Origin of the sequence: Acinetobacter sp. AS167, from assembly GCF_037152175.1 — a bacterium.
GTDB lineage: Bacteria > Pseudomonadota > Gammaproteobacteria > Pseudomonadales > Moraxellaceae > Acinetobacter.
In genome coordinates, this window is record NZ_JBBCMP010000008.1 from 161,356 (window position 1) to 181,149 (window position 19,794).

The following is a 19,794-nucleotide window of genomic DNA, read 5'->3' on the forward strand; positions in this document are numbered from 1 at the left end:
ATGACTTCCGTAAATTCACAGTTGCCGACAGCACAAAATCACACAGCCAAAAGAGTTTCGATTCATCCAATTGAGGATATGCAATTTGCTGGATTGCACTGGATCGAAGCTTCAGCAGGCACAGGTAAAACCTATACGCTTTCAAGCTTGATGGTGCGAATATTTTTAGAAAAATACTTACCTAGTCAAGTCATTGCGACCACATTTACCCGTAAAGCTGCAGCGGAATTGAAAACACGTATTCGCTTACGATTACAAGAAACATACCGCTATTTTGACTCGTGTCGTGAATTAACCGAAGCGCAAGTCTTGACTAAAGCAATCCAAGAGTCAGATCCATTATTTTCTAAAGTATTAAAAATGTTTGCTTCACGGGTTGCTTATGCCTGTGAACGGTTGAAATTGGTGATTGATCAGCTGGATGAACTTTTTGTCGGGACTTTGGATAGTTTTAGTCAGAAATTACTGCGTGAGTTCGCTTTTGAAAGTGGCAAAATTGAGCGAGCTGAAATTACTGATGATGCGAAAAGTTATAGTCAGCAATTGATTCACGATGTACTTCGCGCATGGATTCAAAAACAACCCCAAGATATTGTGGACAGTTTGATGTTTGCTGGGGAGTTATATAGTGTAGATTATTATGTTGCAACAGTTGAACAAAGTTTAAATTTTGCCTCAGCAAATTTTATTGAACCCAAATTCTCCAATGCTGATGCTCTGGTATTCCAACAAGCCACTGAACAGCTTGCTCAGATTCAACTTGCTCAATTACAGACTTTGCAAAATTATTATTTATTGGATGGTGAGTTTTATAAATTTGTGAATGGGACAAAATTTAGAAATGATCGATTGAATCGTATTTTTGCCAAGAGCTTGCCACGAATTATTCAAACCCTACAACAGCATGACTATAAGCATTATTTAAGTTCAAAGCTGAGTGTTGAAAAGTCCGACTTTGCAACCTTGATTAAGGTGATTCGCGAGCAGCAAATTTTTAAAAAAGCTGCACCTGAAAACGTACAATCCGATTTTTATCATCATCCCCTTATTCAACAATTACTCACTATTTATGCGCAGATTGAAAATTTTGAAAATCAATTACTTGGTACGAATACATTCTTAAAATATTACTTAGCAAAAGAAGTTAAAACACGTTTGCCTCAAGTGTTGCAACAAAAAGGCGAAACCACCTTTGCACAACAAATTCGGACCCTTGCAGATGCTTTGCAAGGTGAACAAGGTCAGCGTTTTGCGACCTTTGTCCATGCTCGTTATCCCCTGATTTTGGTTGATGAATTTCAGGATACCAACCAAGATCAAGATGATATGTTGGCACAAATTTGGCGTCATCCAAGTCGTGTCAAACAGGGGTGTATGATTATGGTTGGTGACCGTAAGCAGGCAATTTATGGTTTTCGTGGCGGGGATATGTTGACCTTTTTAAAAGCACATCAGGACGTGTTTGGTAAAGAAGGGCATGAATATAATCTGATTTATAATCACCGTTCGGTAAAGCCTTTGGTTGAAGTTGTTGATGCTTTATTTCAACAGCAAATGGATTTTGGTGAACAGGTGATATATACACCAGTGCAAGCTGGTTCTCGTCCGCATCCAGATTTGATTGATCAAACCCATGTTAATCCACTGCCTTTAAGGTGGATAAAGCTCGAAGATAAAAACCAAGAAGCTGAACAAGTAGCATGGAAAATTCGTGAGCTACTGAATCAAGGGATTCAAGGCAGTTTATATTTTATTGAAAAATCAGTGCATCGTGCAGTAGATGAAAACGATATCGCCATCCTCTCGAAAAACCATGATGGCTTAGATAAAGCACAATCCACGTTGGAATTTTTAGGGATTCGAACCAGTCGACCATCGAAAAAAAGTGTCTTTGAATGTCAGATTGCACGAGATGTTGGGGCTGTGCTAGCTGCAATTTTGCATCCTTATCATGAAGCCAAAGTAAAACGCGCTTTGTTAAGTCGTTTGATCGGCTTTGATCTAAAAGCGTTGATTGCCTTGGAACAGCATGCCGATGGTCTGAGTGTCTATATTGAACTGTTCGATCAGATTCGTGAGATGTGGCTCAATCAAGGGTTTTTAACAGCTTGGCAATATCTGCTCAATCAATTTTCTGCCTGGACAAAATTGGTGGAAAAACACAGTCGTGACAATGAACGTGTGGTGGTGAATTTACGTCATTTAACTGAGTTATTGAGTCAGCACAGTGAAGATTATCAAGGTGCACAAAATCTTTATCATTGGTATTTAAAACAACTCACTTCGCCAATGGAACGAGAGTGGGAGATGGAAAGGAAACTGTCCAATGAGGCAGGGGTTCAGTTGATGACCATTCACCAATCCAAAGGGCTCGAATTTAAGTTTGTGTTTTTATTGGGAGCCGATAAAGAGTTTAAAGAGATCAATAAAACGCTGAATTTCTCGACCGTTGAACAACTGAATGTACGAACAGGACAGAATGAACAACAACGTGTAGTCGCTATCAATGATGCCAATCTTCTCGATAAAAAAGATATTGAGCAGCACAATGAGCGTGCATTAGCAGAGCATCACCGTTTGTGGTATGTGGCACTGACACGTGCCAGTTATCGCGTTTATGCGATGCTGAGTGATGTAAAGGAAAAATCAACAACTGGATTGGCATTTTGGCGAGGTCAGGGTACAAACACTTTTCAACATGCTGGAAGTGCTATGGAGGCGTTGTTGACTGAATGCCCATCGCATTTAGAAAAGGCCAAGAGCGACGTTCAATTGCCTTTACTTGCACAAGCCTTTCCTACTCAACGTTTTTATCCTCGTGGCAAAACCAGTTTTAGTGCTTTGGCCCAGCATTTAACTCGGCAACAAATTCAAGATGCGTTAGCGGTTTCTGAACAAAAGTTAGAACCAGCAGAAGATGAAATTCAACAGCCTATTGCTGAAACCACATCAGATGAAATTTCAACTCAGCCTATTGCTTGGATCAAAGCCAATTTTCCAATGGGGACGGTTGCAGGCAATTTTTTGCATGAAATTTTTGAACATATTGATTTCAAAGATACGCATTACTGGCGTTTGGAAATACGCCGTCGCTTTAAAAATGATTATTCAAGTTTATGGACGGAGTTACTGGAAAAATATCAGCAGGCTTTTCTCAACGACAATTCGAGTGAGGGCGTTTCTCAAACAGAACACGCTGTAGAAGAGAAGCTGATTGACTGGATGGCTGAGTGGTTACAGGATGTTTTATCGACTCCGATTCTCAGTCATTTTAAAATGGAGCAACTTGAACCACACGAACATTTAGCTGAGTTTCCATTTTATCTGGCCCTTTCAGATCGAGTTTTGGCAATTAAACGTATACATCAATTGTTTGATGAGCATGCCATTGCAATGCCTGAGTTTAAAGATGCCAATTCAGCACGTTATTTAAATGGGTCAATTGATTTGGTGTTTTTTGATGGTCAGCAATATCATATTGCCGATTATAAAAGTAATTTTTTGGGTGTAGATCAGCAAAGTTATTCATTTGAAGCTGTTCAGGACAGCATGTCGCATGCCAGTTATTGGCTACAGGCATCTTTGTATTTGGTGGCATTGCATCGTTATTTGAAAATCCAGCTCGAAGATTATCAAATTGATCGTGATCTGGGAGGCGCAACCTATTTGTATTTACGTGGTATGAATGGTCAAAGCGGACAAGGTTACTACTTCTGGCGACCCACCACGGAATTTATTTTAAGACTTGATGCCATATTGGGCTATTTTACTGAGGATAAATCCAGTTGAATCGTGTGAATAGTTGCTTGAACATCTTTGCAAACAATAAGTTATTCTGTGGATAACTCTGTTGAAAACCTTGTAGATAACTCTGAGGATAACCGTGTGGAAAATAAACAGGATTTAGAAAGTCAAGTCCCGCAATGGATTGAGGTATGGAGTAAATATGTTTTATCACAGTATTCCACAGCTTTAGAATTAGACGAATATGCAGTTGAATTAGTGCAAGAGATTTTGTTGGCGACGACTCAAGGGGATAGCTGCATCTCAGCAGAGGATCAAAATATAGTCCTATTAAAGCCACTAATTGTTGACCATGATGTGGCCGAAACAACGATTGCACCATTTGTTCAACAGCATGGGTTGATTTATCTGTACCGCTATTGGCAACTTGAGCGACGTTTATCTGTACAAGTCGAAAGGTTAAAACAGTCTGAAATTCAACAAATTGATATTGTAGGGTTTGATCATCTTCTTAATGATCCGCATCAAAGCGCTGCTTTGAAGATGGTGGCGGGTAACGCTTTCAATATCATTACAGGCGGGCCAGGAACGGGGAAAACTTATACTTTGGCAAGAATAATTGCAGTATTACAGCAAACCATTCCTGATATTCGTATTGCAATGGCTGCGCCCACAGGTAAAGCCGCACAAAGAATGGGCGAAGCACTACAAAAATCTTTAAGTGATCCAAAATTACAAAGCTTTGGATTAAATCAAAATCAATTCAACCCCATGACTTTACATCGGTTATTGGGTTTGGGAAATCAGCATATTCCACGTTTTAATCTGAGACAGCGATTACCTTATGATGTGGTCATAGTCGATGAAGCATCGATGTTGGATTTAAATTTAGCCACGATGTTGTTTGAGGCGATTCCTGAGCATTGCCGTTTAATTCTTTTGGGCGATGCCAATCAATTGGCTTCTGTGGATGTCGGTTCGGTATTGGCAGATTTACAGAATGTACAATCATTACAGTACAATCGGGTCAATCTACAGACCAGTCAACGCTTTAAAGAGGGTGCCTTAATTGGAAAAATGGCACAGTTTATTCAATCACAGAAAAATCAAAGTATAGCCCGTGCAGAATTATTGGCGAATTTTGAGCAAGAGATTGTTGCGGCTAGTGCGCTTAAACCAGTTGAACTCAAAGCAAATATGCAAGATGTGATTCAGCTTGAATATCTGCCTGAAAAGATTTTTCCAGCAGATCTAATGCAGTATTACCAAAAACTCAGTTTAGGTTTTCAAGCTTATTTTCAAAGTTTAAGCAACTATCTGATCGCCGACGACTCTCATCATCAGATTGAAGCGGTGACACAAGCATTTGACCTATATCGTATTTTAACGGCTGTTCGGCACGGTGCATTGGGATTGAATAGCTTAAACCATGAAATGGAAAAAGCATTATTTGAATATCTTCCAACATTGGCTCGTTATGGTGACTGGTATGTTGGGCGTCCTGTGATGATGAGCTATAACGATTATCAACTTGGTCTTTCCAATGGAGATATCGGAATTTGTCTAAAAAATCGCCAGCATGTTGATCAATTTGAAGTCTATTTCCCCAGTTTAGACAAATGGATTGCTGCAACACGTTTGCCTAAATCGATGCAAACCGCTTTTGTTTTAACCATTCATAAATCTCAGGGTTCAGAATTCACCCATACTGCAGTAGTTTTGGATGTTACAGCAACACGCTTATTGAGCCAAGAGTTGATTTATACTGCTATTACACGGGCTAAATCAGTGGTGAGTTTACTGGTTGATCAACAAGCATTTATCCACGCTTTAGACACCACCACAACTAGAATGAGTGGATTGGTTAGCATGATTAACACGGCATAGTTATTTTGTAGTTTTTGTTGATAATTTGCCTCTATGTACGAAATTGCTTACATGAATTCGAGAGATTTGCGCATAGAGCTTCTTGTTACTTTTTGAGATGATGAAGACATAAAGAACTCAGCAAGGATCGTTGAGTAAAATCGCAAAATAATAATAATTTAAAGTCGTGAGACTGCGAACTTACAGGAAAGTAAGTGATAAGAGGAAACTTACAGCCGCTAAGCCTTGTAGTTTTGGGAGAGACTACAGGGCTTTTTTATTAAAATTAAATGCTGAATTTTACCTCAAAGAGAATCAATCTATTTTTTAAATTAAGTTTTAAATTTGGGTCTAGTCAAACCACCTTATTAATCATACAAGTGGTTTCTATCAAATCATTAGTCAGAAATAAAACTTCTATTTTTGTATGAACTTTTAGAATCTGTTAGTTATCAATTCAATTTTTGTACTATTGAACCCTAGATGGTGATCCTATCGTGTGGCGACATGGATGTCTCCATGTTGGGTGGAGCTACAGGACACCCCCTCGCCCATGAGCAAAAAAAAGCAGTGCTTTGTTTGTAGCGCAAGGTTTGGCAACCCTTACGAAAAGTGGGGCATCGCTAACGCAAAGGTATTTAAACTTTGAATATAAGGTGTGTTATTGCAAACTTTTTATAATTAAATAATTTACTTATTCCTGTATTTGATTTAATTGAAGATCTTAATTGATGATAATTATATTCTTGAGTCTGAATTTTTTGACAGGTCACCTATAAATATAAAGTGATTTTGCAAATGGTTAAAATTTACAAGGTTTTTTTAAAAGGTTACAGCCATTGCCTCTATGTACGTTATTTCTCACATAATCTTGCGGTAAATGCGACTTCTGTTCAATGTCTGTCACAGGCATAATAAGTCACATAAGGACATAATTGGTCACATGGTTGTGAAATGAGTGTCATGTACAAAAACAAAAACTGCTTAGGGTACAAGCAAATACTATAAATAAGATAAGCACAATAATTAAACAAGAAACTACAGCGCAAAGGAAAAGCCCTAAGAGTGATCTTAGGGCTTTTTCATGTATTATCTGTCGCGTTTAAAGCTGTTATTTAAACCAATTCGGTTTCTGTTCGATCTGTGCCAAATAAAGCTCTACGTTGTGTTTTAGGAATTTTAGGACACTGGCTAGAAATTTGATAAAGCGTTTGTGCCAGAGCAGGAATATGTGTTCCAACCACAGCTTTTCCTGTATTTAAAATACTGACGCTAATATCACGTTCTGGATCGGCCCAGCAGAGAATGTTGGAAAAGCCTAAATGCCCAAAAGCTTGCCCCGTCATTGGTCCAAATATACCTACTGGGTTACTGCCGAGCATAGGCCCCAAAGCATAGCGCATCGGTGCAAGCAAGGTTCGGTCTATGTTGGTGGTTGAAGTGGGCAAAGTTGCACGAAATACAGTTTCAGGACTCATGATTTGCTTGCCGTTATATTGACCACCATTCAATAACATCTCAAAGAAGCGATTGGCTTGTTCAGCACTAGTGTAAATATTGCCAGCAGGACATACCGTATCCATAAAACGTGGATCATTAGTCACATCGACAGCAAGCTGTAAGCCACCACCGAGCACATGGTTTAAATATAAGTCTGTACCGAGTTTAGGGTGTACACCAGTCGGATAATTTAAAGCAACTTGATCTCTATATTCTGGTTCTAAGCCATAGTTAAAAAACTGCATATCCATCGGTTTTTCAATGTGCTCATGTAAAAACTGACGAATATCTTGTCCTGTTACCCGTTCAACCAATTCACCTAAGATATACCCCGCAGTAACAGCGTGATAAGCCAAATGCGTACCAGCTGGTGAAATGGGCTGCGCAGCGTAAAGGTGTTGCAAAATACGATCTTTATCAAAAAGCAGTTCTGGGGTGACTTCCATTTCTATCCGTGGAATTCCACCACGATGGGACAACAAATGGAAAATTGTTGCACGGCGCTTCCCATTTTGTGCATATTCAGGAATGTAATAACTGATCGGATCTAATAGATTGATTGCACCTGTTTCATCTAACATGTGAATCAGCATTGCTGTAATTATTTTTGATGCTGAAAATAGACAAATCGGGGTGTCTGGATTGGCAAGTACTGCATTTGAAGCGAGACCATCGGCAGAATTACCTGACGCATAACCCAGACTACGATTGAGAATAATCTTGCCTTTGCGTCTTAGGCACATGGTGATCAGGGGATGATTGCCTGTTTGATACAGATTTTCAATACTTTGCCAAATCTTTTCAACTTGTTGTTGGTTCATCCCTCCCAGTTCTGGAGACACTTCATTTTTGCGCTGAGTGATACTGCTTAAGTCCTTAGGTACATAGCAGGTATTGGTTGAAAACAATTTCACAATCTTTTTCCATGATTATTTTTATTCCACGGCAGTGTGAACTGAGTTGAGCATGATGTCAGTGTCCCAATTGCCATGCTATCTGTAAAAAAATTGCAATAGTCTTGTAGTTAAGCCTTATGGAATATGGTTGTACGATATTTTTGCAATCTCACCCCAGTTCCTTTAAAATAGGCGACTGCTGTAGTGATGCACGGCAGTTAAATTGATTTTGAAGAGTCAATTTGATTTGTATCAAATATTTAAATTAAGCATCTCGGAGAAATCGAATGGCTTTAACAAACGCAGATCGCGCAGAGATCGTTGCAAAATTCGCTCGTGCTGAAAATGACACTGGTTCACCTGAAGTACAAGTTGCTTTATTGACTGCTCAAATCAATGATTTGCAAGGTCACTTTAAAGAACACAAACACGATCATCATAGCCGTCGTGGTTTGATCCGTATGGTTAACCAACGTCGTAAGCTTCTTGACTATCTTAAAGGTAAAGATGCTACTCGTTACAGCGATTTGATTGCTGCTTTAGGTTTACGTCGTTAATTCGATTTAAACTTTTATTTTCGGATTATTGCATGCTGAATGCTGTACTGATGAAAACTAAAGTCTATCCAGTATTTACTGGATAAAAGGGAAGGGGCGAATATTCGCTCCTTCTTCGTGTTTAAAATTAGTCTAACTAAAGATTTATTGTCTAGTGAGGTCGGCTTCTAAGCTTTGTCATTTATGCGGTTGATGTGAATGCCAAACCTTAGGGGTCTCCACTAGAATAAAATTAGGAAACAAAAATACATGTCAATGTTTAATGTTATTCGTAAAGAATTTCAATATGGTCAACATCAAGTTGTGCTAGAAACAGGTCGTGTTGCTCGTCAAGCAAACACGGTTTTTATTACAATGGGCGGCGTAACAGTACTGGTTGCTGTTGTTGCACAACCTACTGCTAAAGCGGGTCAAGATTTCTTCCCACTTACAGTTAACTATCAAGAAAAACAATATGCTGCGGGTCGTATCCCAGGTGGTTATGGTAAGCGTGAAGGCCGTGCTTCAGAAGCAGAAACTTTAATTTCTCGTTTAATTGACCGTCCAATTCGTCCGTTGTTCCCAGAAGGTTATTTCAACGAGATCCAAGTTACTGCAACAGTTGTGTCTTCAGACAAAACCATGGATGCTGACATTGCTGCAATGTTAGGTACTTCTGCTGCACTTGCAATCGCTGGTACACCTTTCCGTGGTCCAATCGGTGGTGCGCGCGTTGGTTTGATCAATGGCGAATATGTCCTTAACCCAAATTTAGAACAACTTGCTCAATCTGACCTTGACCTTGTAGTTGCAGGTACAGAATCTGCTGTATTGATGGTTGAGTCTGAAGCAAAAGAACTTTCAGAAGACCAAATGTTAGGCGCTGTGCTTTTCGGTCATGACGAAATGCAAATTGCAATCCAAGCGATTAAAGAGTTTGCTGCTGCCGCTGGTGCAACAGAATCAACTTGGACTGCTCCAGTTAAAAACGAAGATCTTCGTGCAAAATTAAAAGACGCATTTGAAGCTAAAATCTCTGAAGCGTATACCATTGCTGTTAAGCATGACCGTTATGCTGCCTTAGATGCCCTTCAAGCTGAAGCAACTGCTCAATTCGTTCCTGAAAATGACGAATCTGGCATTGCAGATGACTTAAACGAATTATTCGAAGATCTTAAATACCGTACTGTACGTGACAACATCCTTTCAGGAAAACCACGTATCGATGGTCGTGATACTAAAACTGTTCGTGGATTAGATGTACAAGTGGGCGTGTTAGATCGTGCTCATGGTTCATCATTATTTACACGTGGTGAAACTCAGGCGTTGGTTACAACGACTTTGGGTAATACACGTGATGCGTTGATGGTGGATACCTTGTCTGGTACAAAAACTGACAACTTCATGTTGCATTACAACTTCCCTGCATATTCTGTAGGCGAAACAGGTCGTGAATCTGGTCCTAAGCGTCGTGAAATTGGTCATGGTCGTTTAGCACGTCGTGGTGTACAAGCTGTTCTTCCACCAGCTGATCGCTTCCCGTATGTGATTCGTATTGTATCTGACATTACTGAATCAAATGGTTCATCTTCAATGGCTTCTGTATGTGGTGCTTCATTATCACTTATGGATGCAGGTGTTCCTCTTAAAGCGCCAGTTGCGGGTATCGCAATGGGTCTAGTAAAAGAAGGCGAGCGTTTTGCTGTTCTTTCTGACATCTTAGGTGATGAAGATCACTTAGGTGATATGGACTTTAAAGTTGCTGGTTCTGCAAACGGTATTACTGCGCTTCAAATGGATATCAAAATCGAAGGTATCACAGAAGAAATTATGGAAGTTGCGTTGAATCAAGCCTATGCAGGTCGTATGCATATTCTTAATGCAATGAACCAAGTGATTTCACGTGCACGTCCTGAAATTTCTATGCATGCACCAACATTCCAAGTGATCAACATCAATCCAGATAAGATCCGTGATGTGATTGGTAAAGGTGGTGCGACAATCCGTCAAATCACAGAAGAAACAAAAGCAGCGATTGATATCGAAGATAACGGTACTGTACGTGTATTTGGTGAAACGAAAGCGGCTGCTCAAGCAGCGATTGCAAAAATCCAAGCGCTTACTGCTGAAGTTGAACCAGGTAAAATCTATGCAGGTCGCGTGATTCGTATCGTTGAATTTGGTGCGTTTGTAAATATCATGCCAGGTACAGATGGTTTACTTCACATCTCGCAAATTTCAAACGAACGCGTTGCAAACGTGACTGATATCTTGGCTGAAGGTCAAGACGTTAAAGTTCAAGTTGCTGACGTAGATAACCGTGGTCGTATTAAATTAACTATGAAAGATGTAGACCAAGCATAATATTTGCAAGGTTTAAATCTTTTACAGTTTGATTAAAATTTAATAAAGAAAAGACTGCCTTGTGCTTTGCCAAAGTTACAACTTTGGCTTGCTCAGGGCTTTTTTTATGGCATGATGCATAACAAGAAAGACTAAAAATATCGTGGATATGCAAAGCTTTTATTTTTTTCAACACACAGATGAACCTTATACTTGTATACAAAAAGAGCCTGTTTTTAATGCAGAGCAACAATTTGTTTGGGTGGACTGTACCCGTGAAGATGTGGTCAATCGTGCTGAGCTATGGCAAAAAGAAGTCTATAATGCGACCGAGATTCACCTCAATGAATATCATATTCGAGATATTTTAAATATCGAACATCCATGCGCATTTGATGCAATGGAAGATTATGATTTATTGATTTTTCGTAAATTAATAACCCCAGATGATCAGATCGATAGTGGTGAAGATGCACTTGAACAGCATGATCATGTTTTTGGCTTAGCGTCTTCGCCAGTCAGTTTTATTATTACTTCACAAGCTTTAATCACCATTCATGAAAAAGGCAACCATGCCTTTGAAAGTTATCTTGCACGTATTTTCAATATCATGAATAAGAGTTTAGAAGAACAGAATAAACCACGTAAATTACCCACTACGCCTTTAGATTTAGCACTGCGCTTGCTAAATAGTATGATTGATGGCTATTTGGATTTACGTAATCCTTTGTCTCGTCGCGTTGAATTTTGGCAACAAGAACTTTTGCAAGGTAATCGCCGCTTTACTAAGTGGCATCAACTGTTTCAGGAGAATCTGGTTTTTCAACAAATCGAAAATTTGTGCGAAGAACAAATAGATTCCTTACAAGAACTTCGAGATGAAATTGTTGAAAATTATGCCCATTTAAAAGGTAAAAAACGCACTGAGAAGCAGGACATTATGCTGGTTCGCGTGGATGATCTCGTTAGCCATGTTGAGCGTATTCAAAAATATACAGTACGCTTAAGTACGGCAATTCAAACTGCGATTGATTTACATTTTTCTGCAATCGCCAATCAAACCAATGAGAATATGCGAATTCTTGCGATTATTACTGCCGTGTTTGCGCCATTAACTCTATTAACAGGGGTATATGGAATGAATTTTGAATTCATTCCAGGTCTACGTAGTCCGATAGGTTTCTGGGTGATGTTGGGTGTGATGTTAGGTTGTACGATTGGGCTGTTAGTCTATTTTTACCGTCGTCATTTGGTAGGACGTGGTGAACGAAGTGTGATTGATATGTTGGCACAACAACATAAAAATCAGCACGTCAATTTACTCTGGTTTTTAGATTATGAACCGATCAAACAAACCATGAAAGAAGTCGAAAAAATCACAAAACTGAAATAATTAAGCATTATTCTGGTTGAGGATTTATTTGAGCTGTCTTTTGTAAAATTAAGTAGAGTTGATCTTTTAATCTTAATTTTTTCCGCTTGAGCTGCTCAATATTTTCATGAATATGATTGAGTGGATCAAGCTCAAGGTGACTGATTTCACGATCAAGTTCATCGTGGTCAATCAAAAGTTTAGCAAAATGCGGATCTTCTTGTTTTAAACTACACATGAGATCACGGTGTTCTGGGAACATGTGTTTCAACTTTTTATTCATTACTTTCGAATTCATCAGAGCTCATTAACCTCTTTGTCATAAAATTCTAAACGATAAAACAAAAATGGAGAGACAAGTTCTCCATCATGACAGGTTAAATATTAACCTGTCACTAGGCATTAACATTTTGAAATGAATTAATGAGTATGAAGGTGAAGATGTTTGACTTGTTTTCGTAATTGTTGAACTTCATCAAGTAAATCCATCATCATTGCAACGGCAGATAAACTGGCTTCAAAGTCGCGTTGTAAACGATAGGCGCGGCGTGCCCGTGAGATGTCTTCTCCAAAAAATTGATGAATACGATCCTCAGGACGTGCGGGTAAAATTTCATATTCAAGCAATTGCAAAATCCAATCCGGACTTTGACCGCATGCCTCAGCAAAATGCTTGAGATCTAGATTTAGGTTTTCATCCACGATTTCTGCATCATGGAAACCGTCATAGACAATTTCACGATATTGAATAGTTGTCATGATTGCTCTCCTTTAGCAAGGCTATGTTGGTATCTATAAAATTATGAACGGGGATTAAAGTCATTAAAAGCATCAGCAAATTGTTGATAGGCTTTTTGCTGTGTTTCGGTGGTTGCTTTGGGATAAACAATATTAATCACCAAATAAAGATGACCTGGGGTTTTATGCGGTATCCCTTTATCTTTTAAACGGAGTTGCTGATTGGGTTTGGCATTTTGTGGCACAGTTACTTTTACTTTACCTGCTGGGGTATCAATTTCAATACTTTGACCAAGTGCTGCTTCCCAAGGTGTAACATCAACTGTGTAATAGACATCAGTACCTTCAACACGAATACGGTCAGTGTCTTGGTATTGGATCTCAATATAAAGATCGCCATTTTCACCACCGTTAATTCCAGCTTGTCCTTGTTTTGCAAGGCGAATTTGCTGACCTTCTTTCATGCCTTTCGGAATTTTAACTTGGAGGGTTTTCCGTTGTACCTCGGGCTCACCATAGGCATTATAGGTAGGGATTTGTAAGGTGATACTCTGGGTTGCGCCTTCATAACCAATGCTTACAGGAATTTCAATACTGGCATGTTGATCTTCACCCTTATAGCTGCGCTGTTGCTGAGAGCCGCGTTGTCCAAAATCTTGTTGATGTCCGCCACCAAAACCGCCACCGAAACGTCCAAATAGATCTTCAAAACCACTAAAATCTTGTCCACCACTGCTACTGTATGAGCGATGGAATTGGCTACCGTCAAAACCACTTTGACCTGTAGATTGCCCTCCAAACCCACCTGTATTGGCATAGGGGTTGTCGAGTTCAAAATCGTATTGTTTTTTCTTTTCTTCATTACTTAAGGTGTCATATGCGACATTGATGGCTTGCATTTTTGCTTCAGCATCAGTTTCTTTACTCACGTCAGGATGATATTTACGTGCGAGTTTTCGATAAGCTTTTTTAATTTCGTCTGGTGTCGCATTTCTAGAAACACCCAAATCTTCATAATAATTTTTTGCCATACTTAAGGTCATTATTTTGTTTAACTTTATTCTAGTTTTATGCCTTTTTGGCTACAGATGGAAGAGCAACTTAGTGTGGTTATTGTTTCAAAACTTATCTAGAACAAAATCCCGCTTATTCCTGATAAAGGTGGTGTTTCATGTTCTATGGGCTTTGTGTGTTCGGGTTGTTGCTTTGGTTAAGTAAATGACGATTCCAAATAGCTATTTAACATTTTAACTTATAAAACTTGCTGATTATGCTTTGAATTTTAATTGAAAAAAAAGAGCAAACTGAATTTGCTCTTCTTAGTAAAAATCGATAGTTAAATTTTTGCAAATTTAAACCATTCAGATCTCAATAGATTAACTTAAATGCTCACCAAACAGATTCAAAGCTTCTTTTGCGGTGAACTGATATTTTTTATTGCAAAATTGACAATCCATTTCAATTGGATTTTGAATTTCTAGGGTTTCTTTGACCGCATCTAGACCAATTTGGATCAACGCATTTTTGCATTTATCGCGTGAACAGGTACAGTTGAATTGAAGTTGTTCAACGTCTGGCAGACGAACCTCTTCCTCGTTATATAAACGATAAAGAATTTCTTGTGCGGTTAAATCTGTCAACTCTTCAGGTTTTAACGTTTGAGTCAGCATAATCAAACGTGGCCATAAGTCTTCATCGACACGTTGTTGTTCTTCTTCATTATTACGTGGTAATAACTGAATTAGTAAACCGCCCGCATTGTGATGCGTGCTTGCCAAGACAATACGTGTTGGAATTTGTGCGGAAAGATCGTAATACTGCATTAAACAAGCGGCAAGAGTAGGTTGATCTAGTGGCACAATCCCTTGATAACGCTCACCAAACTCAGGTTCAATATTGATAAATAGAACAGGTTGTTGCAAGGTGCTAAGCACAGTACTACTGTCTTCACTCAACATAAAATGTGGGTCTTCTTCATAATCTGCAAGTGCGCGGACATCACCTAAATGGTTACATTCAGCCATTGCCCATTTGAATGTACCTTGTGCTTGAATTTGTAAGCTAATACGTCCTTTAATTTTTAATGTGCTGGCAAGTAATGCTGTTGCACTCAACATTTCACCCAATAAAATACGCACAGCGGGCGCATAATTACGCTGCGATAGAATTGTTTGTAGTGCTGTATCTAAATGTACAATTTCACCACGTACAGGGCTATCTTCAATATAAAAACGTTGACGTAAATCAGACATAAAATTCTCCAAATCCCTGTTTAGATGGTGGCGATATTATAAATCACAAGTTTATTTCACCTGAAAAACTGTGCATCTTAAAGTTAATTTTCGTCATCACGTATAATATTAATACGATCGTGTTTGGTATGTAGCATTTGAGCTTTTGTTGTGGGTCTTTCTAAACCGGATTCATCCAAATCTGGGACATCTTTATATTGATCAGGATTATGGTTTTCAACTTGCGCATCACTTTCAAACAGGTGCTCAAGCTCCGAAATAAAGTCCCGATAGCTTTCAAAAAGCTTTTGCTCATCGGTATAAATGCGTTGTTGACGCGTTAACAGTTCTTCATCGTAATTTCTAAATAGCTCAACACTATCATAAGCCTCTTGTTTACTCATTCCTAGTTCACACAATGCTCGATATCCCATACCCAATGAAGTCAAATAGGTTTCACGCCAAATATGTTTGACCCCGACATCACGCAGGAGGTGCATGTGATAGCGATCTCGTGCTCGAACTAATAAGGTAAGGTTTGGATAATTGAGTAAAATATGTCGAGCAACATTCATTGAGTCTTCAACATTATCAATTGCTAATACAAAAACTTTAGCCTGTTCAATTCCAGCCGCACGTAGTAAATCGGGTTGAGTCACATCGCCATAATACAAAGTACCACCATAGCGTCGAACAAAATCAATTTTTTGTAAATTATTATCAATGGCAGTAAAGGTAAAATGACGGATACGTGCTAAACGAGCAACAATTTGCCCTACACGACCAAAACCAGCAACAATAAGAGCTGGGTGTTCGTTGGGAATCTCATCGTATTTGGGTGCACTGTCTTTATTGATTAATGGCAATACTTGCGTGCTCACTAACCAAAAGAAGATCGGGGTGAGTACCATTGATAAGGTCACAATTAAGGTAATGGGTTCCATGATTGCTTCAGCTAGGACTTTCTCGCTTTTTGCCACGTTTAATACCACAAAGGCAAATTCACCCCCTTGGGCTAAACAGGTTGCGACCATTAAACTGTTGGTCCAACTCATTTTTTTATAACGTGCAATGGCTGCCATCACGATCATTTTGATCATAATTAAACTGACTGCGCCACCAATAATCAATAATGGCATATCTGCAATTAGCGAGATTTGTGTGGTCATTCCCACCGTCATAAAGAATAAACCGAGCAATAAACCTTTAAAGGGGGCAATACTGGCTTCAAGTTCATGACGGAATTCAGAGTCAGCTAGAAGCACACCCGTTAAAAAAGCGCCTAAGGTTGTGCTAATTCCGAGTGTATCCATCAATAACACCACACCCAGCACGATAAATAAGCCAACGGCTGTGATCAGTTCAGTTGCTCCACTTTTTGCCACAAAGCGAAAAAAAGGTCGCATCACATAACGGCTAAACAAAAATAAACCTGTAAACGTGGCAACAATCGCGGCAAAGTAAGCAATACCATGATGACTTGATTCGCTACCTGCTAAGAGGGGGATAATGGCGAGTAGGGGAATAGCAGCAATATCCTGAAAAAGTAAAATTGAAAAGGATTGCTGACCATGGGTAGTATTGAGTTGTTGTTTTTCTTCCAAAAGCTGTAAAACAAAGGCGGTTGAAGAAAGTGCTAAGGCAAAACCAATGACAAAACTTGCGGGGAGTGATTGTTGAAAGATTAAATAGATCGTTCCCATCAGAACCAATCCCGTAATCCCTACCTGTAAACTTCCCATCACAAAAATAGATTGGCGCATTTCCCATAAACGTTGTGGGCGAAGTTCTAAACCGATCAGGAACATCAGTAAAATCACCCCAAATTCTGCAAGGTGCATGATTTCCTCTGGATCGTTGGCGATGTTAAACGCGCTTGGACCCAGAAGTATTCCTGTAAATAAGTAACCTAGCACGGTAGCAATACCGAGTTTTTTCCCTAATGGAACAAGGATTAATGCCGCGCCAAGGAAGATAGTGATTTGGAGTAACAGTGACATTCACTTGCCTTAAGTTTTTTCTTTATTTAGAAATTGTAGCGTGATTTTGTGATGGGCTTGGAGATATTTATTCAGAAATTGTCTATTTACCTAATAAAAATTTAACAGTGATTAGCACTATGAGGGGGATAGCCTTTGTACCCTCACCTAATGGCGGCAAGTCTATCGTCATATAAATAGATATATTGTGCGTATTTAAACAATACAAAATGCAGCAGTGGTTTAATTGAGACTCGGTTCATTATCTCAATTTGTATAGCAATAAACTAAATTAAAAATTTAACTCAATTCTTGCGGATCAACATCTATGGTTATTTTCATCGTAGAGGGTTTGCTATGTAACAGCTGTTGCCACCATTGACGAATATAAAAATGCATTTTTGCCCGATCTTGAGAAAGCAAAACCACATGAGCTTGGTAACGTCCTGCTTTACGCTCCATTGGCGCTGGAATCGGTCCCCAAATATCAATTAAATTATCTTCGGCAGTTTGTCTAAGGAGCTGCGTCATTTCAGTCAGAAACTTTAAATTTTCTTCCTGATGCTTTGAATCACAGCGAATCAAAGCTGTATAACGAAAGGGTGGAAGCTGTGCGGCTTGGCGATCTTTTAAAGTTTGTTTAGCAAAGGTCCGATAGTCATTATGAATCAAGGTGTTTAATAAAGGATGATCAGGTCTTAGGGTTTGTAAATAGACTTCACCCTTCATTTCACCACGACCCGCACGACCTGCAACTTGAATAATTAATTGCGCAGTACGTTCTGTAGCACGGAAATCTACACTCAACAAACCTGCATCGATATCCAAAATTGCCACTAAGGTGACATAAGGAAAGTGATGTCCTTTTGCCAGCATCTGCGTGCCAAGTAAAATAGTCGGTTCACTTTTTTGGATTTGATCATAAATCTTTTGCCAACTACCAACCCGACTAGTTGAGTCACGATCTACGCGCAAGACGGGGAAGTGAGGGAACAGCTCATTCAAGGTTTCTTCAACTTTGGCAGTTCCCATGCCAATTGGCTTTAATTGTTGTTGATTGCATTGAGGGCAAGCATCAGGCATACGATTAATCGTGCCACAATGGTGACAGTGCAAATGCTGATAAGGCTTTAAATGCAGGGTAAAGTGAGCATCGCAGTTGGGGCAATTGGCCTGCCAACCACAGCTTTCACAGATAAGCACAGGGGCATAACCGCGGCGATTTAAAAAAATCAGAACTTGTTCTTTTTTCTCTAAACGTTTTTTGATTTCAGCAATCAAAACATCACTTAAGCCATGCTGTTTTTTTGCCACTTTTAAATCAATCAAATGCATTTTCGGCATGATTGCGGCACCAGCACGTTGATTTAATTCAATCCGTGTCAGCTTTTCTTGGCGAGCAAGATAATAACTGTCAATACTAGGCGTGGCCGAACCTAAGATAATCGGGCAATTTTCTAAATGTGCACGATACATGGCCACATCGCGAGCATGATAGCGAAAGCCTTCTTGTTGTTTAAACGAAAGATCATGCTCTTCATCTAAAATAATCAAACCCAACTGTGGCAAAGGTGTATAAATTGCAGAACGTGTGCCTAAAATAATAGAGGCTTTGCCCGTTTGCGCATGCTGCCATGCTTGTAAACGTTTAGTGTCATTTAAGCCTGAGTGCAGTAAGGCAATATTGCAATGAAAACGTGATTGAAAACGGCTGATGGTTTGTGGGGTTAAGCCGATTTCAGGCACTAAAACCAAGACTTGTTTGCCTTGTTTAAGTACTTCATGCATCACTTGCAAATAAACTTCGGTTTTACCACTCCCAGTTAAACCATCCAGTAGAAACGCTTGATATTTTTTCTGCGCTTTTAAAATCGCTTGAATGGCTTTCTTCTGATCGTCATTTGGCGTGAGGGGCATCTGTGCCAATTGCACCGGTTCTGGCGTGACATTTTGTGGTTCTAAATCACAACGAACAATGTCTTTTTTCTCAAGGACTTTGAGTGTGGCTGTTTCAACACCACTTAGATTAAGAATATTTTCCTGTGTCCCTTTCGGGTGTAGCTTTAAAATTTTATAGGCTTCTTGTTGTTTTTCAGAACGCTTAACTTTGTCTTCGGCATGTAAGTCTAAAAGTTTCCAGATACGTGCCAATAAATTATAAGGTTTCCCTTGGCGTAATAAGGTAGGTAACGCCGTTTGAATCACTTCACCGATAGGAAATTGATAATATTGTGATGACCATGTCAATAAACTTAAAACTTTACTGTCTAGAATGGCCTGTTCATCTAACAGTTCAGTAATGGCTTTGAGTTTAAAATGGGAATCCACAGGTTCATCAATCGGTACTTTCTTGACAATAACACCAATCAGATTCTGTCTGCCAAAAGACACTGCAACACGCGCACCGACTTCAGCTTGCGCATATTGTTCAGCGGTGACTTGGTAATCAAAGCAGTCATTCAAATAGACTGGAACAGCAACTTGAATACGATAAATCGTCTGTGGCGTAGCAAGGGTATTCGACATTTTTAATTTAGTGACTCATTAATTTAGTGAGGCTGTGATGAAATTGTTTCATGTGCAGATTCG

The 19,794-nt window shown here is 39.3% G+C and carries 12 protein-coding genes; 5 read left to right on the top strand and 7 right to left on the bottom strand.

Annotated features, from left to right (window positions below):
* The gene (locus WFN33_RS14285; RefSeq protein WP_336953720.1) at nucleotides 1–3,789 is read left to right on the top strand and encodes a UvrD-helicase domain-containing protein; all 3,789 of its coding nucleotides are present in this window, start codon (nucleotides 1–3) and stop codon (nucleotides 3,787–3,789) included.
* A gap of 96 nt (nucleotides 3,790–3,885) precedes the next feature.
* A complete protein-coding gene (gene recD, locus WFN33_RS14290) occupies nucleotides 3,886–5,631 on the top strand; it encodes an exodeoxyribonuclease V subunit alpha (protein WP_336953739.1) in 1,746 nt (581 codons plus the stop codon).
* A gap of 1,094 nt (nucleotides 5,632–6,725) precedes the next feature.
* On the opposite strand, the gene WFN33_RS14295 is transcribed toward recD, so the two are convergent.
* Entirely contained in the window at nucleotides 6,726–8,024 is a 1,299-nt protein-coding gene (locus tag WFN33_RS14295; protein ID WP_336953721.1) for a serine hydrolase domain-containing protein, read from the bottom strand.
* Nucleotides 8,025–8,293: 269 nt separating this feature from the next.
* Here WFN33_RS14295 and rpsO point away from each other — a divergent pair, with 269 nt between their 5' ends.
* From rpsO to WFN33_RS14310, 3 genes are all read left to right on the top strand, one after another.
* Nucleotides 8,294–8,563: a 30S ribosomal protein S15 gene (rpsO, locus tag WFN33_RS14300; protein WP_004725514.1), complete on the top strand. Its 270-nt coding sequence runs from the start codon at nucleotides 8,294–8,296 to the stop codon at nucleotides 8,561–8,563.
* Nucleotides 8,564–8,818: 255 nt separating this feature from the next.
* Entirely contained in the window at nucleotides 8,819–10,906 is a 2,088-nt protein-coding gene (pnp, locus tag WFN33_RS14305; protein WP_336953740.1) for a polyribonucleotide nucleotidyltransferase, read from the top strand.
* A gap of 148 nt (nucleotides 10,907–11,054) precedes the next feature.
* A complete protein-coding gene (locus tag WFN33_RS14310; protein WP_336953741.1) occupies nucleotides 11,055–12,278 on the top strand; it encodes a magnesium transporter CorA family protein in 1,224 nt (407 codons plus the stop codon).
* A 7-nt stretch (nucleotides 12,279–12,285) separates the two neighbouring features.
* Here the strand turns inward: WFN33_RS14310 and WFN33_RS14315 are convergent, their stop codons facing one another.
* The 6 genes from WFN33_RS14315 to WFN33_RS14340 all read right to left on the bottom strand — a co-directional run bounded on the left by WFN33_RS14315 (nucleotide 12,286) and on the right by WFN33_RS14340 (nucleotide 19,731).
* Nucleotides 12,286–12,555 carry a YdcH family protein gene (locus tag WFN33_RS14315; RefSeq protein ID WP_336953722.1) on the bottom strand — a complete coding sequence of 90 codons (270 nt, stop codon included), beginning with the start codon at nucleotides 12,553–12,555 and terminating at the stop codon, nucleotides 12,286–12,288.
* A gap of 122 nt (nucleotides 12,556–12,677) precedes the next feature.
* Nucleotides 12,678–13,016, bottom strand: a complete 339-nt coding sequence (locus tag WFN33_RS14320; RefSeq protein WP_004725521.1) for a chaperone modulator CbpM — start codon at nucleotides 13,014–13,016, stop codon at nucleotides 12,678–12,680.
* 41 nt (nucleotides 13,017–13,057) lie between these two features.
* Entirely contained in the window at nucleotides 13,058–14,026 is a 969-nt protein-coding gene (locus tag WFN33_RS14325; RefSeq protein WP_336953723.1) for a DnaJ C-terminal domain-containing protein, read from the bottom strand.
* A 345-nt stretch (nucleotides 14,027–14,371) separates the two neighbouring features.
* Entirely contained in the window at nucleotides 14,372–15,247 is an 876-nt protein-coding gene (gene hslO, locus WFN33_RS14330; protein ID WP_004725526.1) for an Hsp33 family molecular chaperone HslO, read from the bottom strand.
* A gap of 83 nt (nucleotides 15,248–15,330) precedes the next feature.
* A complete protein-coding gene (locus WFN33_RS14335) occupies nucleotides 15,331–17,226 on the bottom strand; it encodes a monovalent cation:proton antiporter-2 (CPA2) family protein (protein WP_336953724.1) in 1,896 nt (631 codons plus the stop codon).
* A 279-nt stretch (nucleotides 17,227–17,505) separates the two neighbouring features.
* Entirely contained in the window at nucleotides 17,506–19,731 is a 2,226-nt protein-coding gene (locus tag WFN33_RS14340) for a primosomal protein N' (protein ID WP_336953725.1), read from the bottom strand.
* Nucleotides 19,732–19,794: the final 63 nt, after the last annotated feature.

Excerpts from the sequence above, each read along its gene's own strand:
- WFN33_RS14340 (WP_336953725.1), bottom strand. The coding sequence starts at position 19,731 with ATGTCGAATACCCTTGCTACGCCACAGACGATTTATCGTATTCAAGTT.
- WFN33_RS14310 (WP_336953741.1), top strand. The coding sequence starts at position 11,055 with ATGCAAAGCTTTTATTTTTTTCAACACACAGATGAACCTTATACTTGT.
- pnp (WP_336953740.1), top strand. The coding sequence starts at position 8,819 with ATGTTTAATGTTATTCGTAAAGAATTTCAATATGGTCAACATCAAGTT.
- WFN33_RS14285 (WP_336953720.1), top strand. The coding sequence starts at position 1 with ATGACTTCCGTAAATTCACAGTTGCCGACAGCACAAAATCACACAGCC.
- hslO (WP_004725526.1), bottom strand. The coding sequence starts at position 15,247 with ATGTCTGATTTACGTCAACGTTTTTATATTGAAGATAGCCCTGTACGT.
- WFN33_RS14335 (WP_336953724.1), bottom strand. The coding sequence starts at position 17,226 with ATGTCACTGTTACTCCAAATCACTATCTTCCTTGGCGCGGCATTAATC.
- WFN33_RS14315 (WP_336953722.1), bottom strand. The coding sequence starts at position 12,555 with ATGAATTCGAAAGTAATGAATAAAAAGTTGAAACACATGTTCCCAGAA.
- rpsO (WP_004725514.1), top strand. The coding sequence starts at position 8,294 with ATGGCTTTAACAAACGCAGATCGCGCAGAGATCGTTGCAAAATTCGCT.
- WFN33_RS14320 (WP_004725521.1), bottom strand. The coding sequence starts at position 13,016 with ATGACAACTATTCAATATCGTGAAATTGTCTATGACGGTTTCCATGAT.
- WFN33_RS14325 (WP_336953723.1), bottom strand. The coding sequence starts at position 14,026 with ATGGCAAAAAATTATTATGAAGATTTGGGTGTTTCTAGAAATGCGACA.